The 6,754-nt window shown below is 41.1% G+C and carries 4 protein-coding genes; 3 read left to right on the top strand and 1 reads right to left on the bottom strand.

What is annotated here, in order from left to right:
• Positions 1–4: 4 nt before the first annotated feature.
• A complete protein-coding gene (locus ACE01U_RS05170) occupies positions 5–3,976 on the bottom strand; it encodes a DUF3418 domain-containing protein (protein WP_395578872.1) in 3,972 nt (1,323 codons plus the stop codon).
• 344 nt (positions 3,977–4,320) lie between these two features.
• Here ACE01U_RS05170 and ahpC point away from each other — a divergent pair, with 344 nt between their 5' ends.
• The 3 genes from ahpC (at position 4,321) to ACE01U_RS05185 (ending at position 6,550) form a co-directional block, all read left to right on the top strand.
• Complete coding sequence (ahpC, locus tag ACE01U_RS05175) at positions 4,321–4,884, top strand: alkyl hydroperoxide reductase subunit C (RefSeq protein ID WP_004982189.1); 564 nt, start codon at positions 4,321–4,323, stop codon at positions 4,882–4,884.
• Between the two features lie 202 nt (positions 4,885–5,086).
• The gene (gloB, locus tag ACE01U_RS05180; protein WP_395578873.1) at positions 5,087–5,818 is read left to right on the top strand and encodes a hydroxyacylglutathione hydrolase; all 732 of its coding nucleotides are present in this window, start codon (positions 5,087–5,089) and stop codon (positions 5,816–5,818) included.
• A 528-nt stretch (positions 5,819–6,346) separates the two neighbouring features.
• The gene (locus ACE01U_RS05185; protein WP_004696295.1) at positions 6,347–6,550 is read left to right on the top strand and encodes a hypothetical protein; all 204 of its coding nucleotides are present in this window, start codon (positions 6,347–6,349) and stop codon (positions 6,548–6,550) included.
• Positions 6,551–6,754: the final 204 nt, after the last annotated feature.

The raw sequence follows: 6,754 nt of genomic DNA on the forward strand, positions 1-6,754 counted from the left end.
TAGTTTAACTGATTCCAAGTTTTTCCCATACTTTTTGCAAGCGAGTCGGAGAAATGGGCATCTTTGTTTTCATCGGCTGAGAGAATAAAGAAATCCGAAACTCCTCAACCATGAAATACAATTCTTTAAGGCGAGTGTCATTTTTAAACTTAAATAATTTTTCCATCCACGGGTCAACTTGATCAATGGCAGAATTATCCCTTTGTAGGTTATTGGGCAGGCGCTCCAAACGCAAGACCAATGCTTTCAAATATCGAGGAAATTCAAGCCAAATGTCGGAAGATTTTACGTAAACAAAGTTTGATAAACACATCAAATCTAGCTGATCTTCAACATCATCAATATTTTTCCCAAACACCGCATCATCTAAAACCAACAACTTTCGACGTATATCCTGCCATTGGATATAGATCTCTGTCACATCTGCCAGTGCTTTTTGCCCATGAGTCAGAAAAGTTTTTTTGACATTTGCAACTAAGTTTTCAAACTCTTGTGCATTGACCGGCAGTTCATTGATCGACATTTGCAGTGTGGCATAAACCAGCATTTGTTCCAATTTTGCCTTATCACCCAAAGGTGAATACGCCAATGCCAACGGTTTGGAAATTTGCTTTTTCAACTGACGGACCAAATCTCCCAGCTGTATATGTACCAAACGAAGTACACCCTCGCGGTGCTGTTTAGTTGCCTCAGCTTGATCATTAAAAGTCTGAATCACGACACCAGACTCATCCTTTTGTTCCAATGCTGCAAATGTCTTGGTCGGGACTAATGCTTGATACTGCTTCACCACCACGCCCGTCACTTTTTGGGACGCTTCAAACACAAAACTTTCAGGGAAAGTTTGGAACTCTCCTTTGAGTTGTTTGACGGGACTATGGGTTTCCGTTCGACAGCGCGCTTTTAACTCAGCTAAATCACGACCTTGTTCAATCACACGGCCTTTGTCGTCAATGACTTTAATCAGTGGCAACAAATATTGTTCAACTCGCTCAAAGCTAAAGTCTTTTTCAGTGATTTGTTCGCCACGTAACTGGAAGGCTAAGAAACTAAAAATATGCTGCTGCAAATGCATCGCATCCACTTTCGCCATTAGCTTTGCAGCCGTATCAGGGATAGGCACCAAGTGACGACGTTTATCTTTAGGCAGTGCTTTGAGTAAGGCTTCCATTAAGTCCTGACGCCAGCCAGGAATGCCCCACGACCACAAGTTTTCATCCACCTGAGGCAAGGCTTGCAACGGGATTTTCACCGTTGCTCCATCTTCGTCATGGCTTGGATCAAAACGGTAACTGGCCGCAAAGCGCAGTTCACCATTACGTAAAAAATCGGGAAATTGCTGTGTGGTTGGACGGTCGTTCATCCACAGCGAATCATCATCAATAAATAAATAACGTGGGTTTTGTGGTTCAACCGTTGCGCGCCAGTCTTCAAAACTACGACGACTTGCCACCTCTTCAGGAACTTTAGCCGCATAAAACTGGTAAATGGTTTCTTCATCCACCACCAAATCACGGCGGCGTAGCTTATCTTCGACCCGCTCTACCTCTTCAAGTTTAAGCAGGTTGTGTTTTAAAAATGGTGGTGTAATGCCCAAATGCCCTGTCGTGAGTGCATCTCGAAGGAAAATTTCATGTGCTGCAACATGGTCAACTTTTTCATAGTTGATCTGACGTTTTGGTTCAATAATTAAGCCAAATAGTGAAATTTGATCATAGGCATTAACCACACCTGCTTTTTTCGACCAGTGCGGCTCAAAATAGTGGTGCTTCAGCAAATCACCTGCCGCAAGCAAAATCCACTCAGGTTCAATTTTTGCCAGTGTCCGAATATAGACCTGTGAGGTTTCCACCATCTCAAAAGCCATGACCCAAGGCGTATTGGTTTTGTGCAAGGTAGATGCTGGAAAAATGCGGGCCTTTTGCTGACGCACCGCCATAAACACATTGCGTTCATCAGTTTTATTGGCAATAAAAGACAGCAGACCTGTTAAAAGCGCACGGTGTAAATTTTCATAATTGGCTTTTTTCTCATTAAAAGACAGCTTTAAGCCCTTTGCCAAATCAACCAATTGCTCATGAGTTTTCTTCCACTCACGTAAACGCAACCAGCTTAGAAAGTGATTACGGGCAAAAGTACGACGTTTGTTTTCACTCATGTCTCGGTTGGCAACCAGTGCTTCCCAAAGTTTAAGATAGAACAAAAAGTCAGAATCGGCTTCACGGAACAACGCATGTTTCTGATCCGCCTGCATTTGTTTATCCGCAGGGCGTTCACGTGGGTCTTGTACGGCCAAAGCAGCAACGATCACCAAGACCTCATTCAACACACCAAAATGTGCCCCGCCTAAAATCATACGGGCCAGACGTGGGTCAATTGGCATTTTGGCCATTTGTTGGCCGATCTTGGTTAATCCGCTGCTTTGAAGTTCTCCTTTATTAAAGGAGGATTTAGGAGGATTTTTATTTAATTTCTCTTCTTTAATCTGACTCGATTCTGTTAAATCTCCTCCAACCCCTCTTTGTAAAACAGGGGCTTTACCTTTCTCCGTCATTGCCCCAAGTTCAACCAACAACTTACGACCATCGTTAACTAAACGATGATCTGGCGGCTCAATGAAATCAAAATCTTCTAACGCACCCAGCCCTAAACTTTGCATCTGTAAAATAACTGAAGCTAAGTTCGTTCGCTTAATTTCGGGTTCGGTAAACTCAGGGCGACTTTGAAAATCTTCCTCAGAATACAAACGAATACATACACCTGGGGCAATACGACCACAACGACCTTTACGCTGATTTGCTGCGGCCTGAGAAACCGCTTCAATCGGTAAACGCTGTACACGTGAACGATAGTTATAGCGAGAAATACGCGCAAAACCACTGTCAATCACATAACGAATATTGGGTACAGTCAGTGCTGTTTCTGCAACGTTGGTGGCGATAATAATGCGTCGCCCGCCACCTGATGGATTAAAGATTTTTTGTTGTTCAGCCAAGGCCAAGCGTGCATATAAAGGTAAAATTTCTGTATGTCGCGGCCCATGCTTTTGCAAAGTTTCTTGTAACTCACGGATCTCTTGTTCGGTACTGGCAAAAATTAAAGTATCAGCATATTCAGGATGACCTTTTTCTTGTGCATCCTGAAAACATTCCTCTACAGCTTGCACTACAGCACGAGGTAAGTTTTCTTCAAAGTCATCAAACTCATCATCATCACTACCGCCAATGCTCATTTCCGATACAGGGCGATAACGTAGTTCAACTGGAAAACTACGACCTTCTACTTCAAAAATAGGTGCATTGTTAAAGTACTGGCTAAAACGGTTTACATCTAAAGTTGCAGAAGTGATGATGACTTTTAAATCTTTACGGCGGGGTAAGAGCTGTTTGAGATAACCCATGATAAAGTCGATATTGAGCGAACGCTCATGTGCTTCATCAATAATAATGGTGTCGTATTTATTGAGATAACGGTCATTGGCCAGCTCTGCCAGCAAAATACCATCAGTCATTAAACGGACAATAGAGTCCTGCGATCCTTGTTCATTGAAACGAACTTTAAAGGAAATCGACTCGCCAAGTTTTTCACCAACTTCTTCTGCAATACGCTGGGAAACACTACGTGCGGCCAAACGACGTGGCTGTGTATGACCAATCAGACCCGTTAAACCACGACCCGCCAACATCGCAATTTGCGGTAACTGCGTCGTTTTACCCGAACCCGTCTCCCCTGCAACGATAATCACTTGGTGCTTTTGAATGGCATCAATTAACTTATCTGCATACTGTGTAACAGGCAGGTCTTGGTTCAGTTTAATATTTGGAATGCGTTCAATACGCTCTAAAACTTTTAAATGTGACTGTTCAAATAATGCTTGATATTGCTTTTCGTTGGCATCTTTTCCTTTTTTGAGTCGGTTTAAACGATGACGGTCTTTGACCATCACCAATTGCTCTATATTTAAAGGACGCTGCACAGAAAAAATACCCACATCAAAAACATCAATCGCTTAGTTTACGTGGTAATACAACGAAGCGAAAGTACAGCCTACTTTTTTTAATTTTAACTTTTTTCAAATATCCCCTTGAATTTTAAGCCTAGGGACATCATGTCTGTAGACGAGTTACGGAATAGATGATTTTGTCATTTAGTCATCATATTTATCATGCTAAATGAACAGAATTATCAGATGCGCTGAGATAGTCTGGAGTAAGATTCGGTTTTTCCGATTCTTGTAATGTAAAAATACTGTTTCAGCAATAACAAAAATTTCGATACCCTATACAGCATTAAATACAAACCCCAATCATGGAGACAATGATGAGCTTAATTAATACTGAAGTAAAACCATTCGCAGCTACTGCATATCACAACGGGCAATTTGTTGACGTAACTGAAGCAGATCTTAAAGGCAAATGGTCTGTAGTATTCTTCTACCCAGCTGACTTCACTTTCGTTTGCCCAACTGAACTTGGTGACCTTGCTGACAACTACGCTGAATTCCAAAAATTAGGCGTGGAAATTTACGGTGTTTCTACTGACACTCACTTCACTCATAAAGCTTGGCACGACACTTCTGAAGTTATTGGTAAAATCCAATACCCATTAATCGGCGACCCAACTTGGACTCTTTCTAAAAACTTTGACGTTCTAATCGAAGCTGCTGGTCTTGCAGACCGTGGTACTTTTGTCATTGATCCAGAAGGCAAAATCCAAATCGTTGAAATCAACGCTGGTGGTATTGGTCGTGATGCTCAAGAATTACTTCGTAAAGTTAAAGCAGCTCAATACGTTCACGCTCACCCAGGTGAAGTTTGCCCAGCTAAATGGAAAGAAGGCGAAGCAACTCTTGCTCCTTCAATCGACCTAGTAGGTAAAATCTAATCTAAATTAGATTGAACACATAAAAAACCACGCTTTTTAGCGTGGTTTTTTATGGCCAAGATAACAGTACAATATAACAAGAAAGAGAAAGCATAAAACAATAAATACCTATCCTTTTACGTCTTCCATGATTCATGACTAGAATTCAGTGTCTGTACCCGCTACAGTAGAATGAATACATGTAACACATTGAAGAAAAAAGATGACTTATCAAGTTCATATGATTGATGTGAAAAATCAGCTCCAAAACTACATTTGGTTGCTAGAACACACCACATCAAAACAAGTCACAGTAATTGACCCAACAGAAGCGGGATTAGTTGAAGAATATTGTACTAAACATGGTTTAAGCATTGCTCAAATTTGGCTGACTCATTGGCATAAAGACCATATTGGCGGTGTCGCTGACCTGATCGCAAGTCGAAATATTCCTGTGTATGGACCACGGGAGGAATTATCAAAAATTCCTTTTATCACCCATGCATTGATGGATGATGACTACTTTGCATTTCATGATTTACATGTCGATATCTTAGCCGTTCCTGGTCATACACTGGGCCATATTGTGTACTTTATCGAATCCATCCAAACTCTATTTTGCGGTGACACCCTGTTTGCTATGGGCTGTGGGCGAGTGTTTGAGGGCACACATGAGCAGATGTACCATTCACTCAATCGTTTAGCAGCTTTGCCAGCCGACACCAAAGTCTATTGTACGCACGAATACACGCTCTCTAACGCGAAATTTGCCAACCATGTCGAACCAGACAATATTGCCATTCAAGAGCGTTTAGATCATGTAGAAACCATGCGCTATTTGGGTCAATGTACGCTCCCGAGCAGTATTGAAATCGAACTAGAAACCAATCCTTTTTTACGTACAGAAAACGTTGAAGAGTTTAAGCGACTGCGCGATCTGAAAGACCATTTTTAAAGCGCCCCCCTAGAGAGACTGCTGACGAGTGCAGTCTCTACTTCATACCAGAGGCTCTCGTCAGACAAGCCTAAACACTCCGATAATGTCTAGAGATTTTCTCTTGAATTCAACGCTCAGTTGGCGCTGTTACCATCAGCTTTTCATCTGTCAAAATTTCCACAGAAATAATTCCAACTCACACGATGCTAAACGCAAATGATCATCACAAAAACAGAATGATCCTACTTTTTCAAAACATCCCAGCTTTGAAAAAAATCATTACATTTCTATTCGCTACAAAATATTTCTAGCTCTCATTTTAGCAATATTATAAAAAGGGATTTCTATCTTTTAAATTTTATTATTTTTCAATATCTTGTACCATTTTTAGCACATAAAGCCTTTTCCTTTATGATTTCTACATGATGATGGATAGTCTGATTACGCGCTAAAAAACAGCAAAAATAAAAATATATAAAAAAATCCCCTTTAAAAAAGCGTGAAATATCCCTATTAATAATTTATCAGTGAATAAGGAATATCCTCGTGAAAAAAGTAGTGAAAGCAAAAAACCTCATCGCCTTTCGTATTTGGTTAGAGAAATTGGGTTATTCAGTCAAAACTTTAGCAGACAACCGTGGCTTTACTTTTAGCTTTAAAAAAGAATATGGACTGGTGACCTGCGACCTCGCGGGAAATAACTTGGCCATGCAGCTCGGTGAAGAATTCGAAGACCATTTGAAAGCCTAAAATTGCTCCATACTTACTTCGCGTGATGAATCAAAACTTAGCCCCCTTATGGGGGCTTTTTTTATGATGAATGGATTCTTAAATTTCAGGCAATAAAAAAGCAAGGTTCTATACCTTGCTTCATTACTGATGGTGGGGACGGAGAGACTCGAACTCTCACACCTTGCGGCGCTGGAACCTAAATCCAGTGCGTCTACCAATTTC

This window comes from Acinetobacter halobius, from assembly GCF_044130335.1.
Lineage (GTDB): Bacteria > Pseudomonadota > Gammaproteobacteria > Pseudomonadales > Moraxellaceae > Acinetobacter.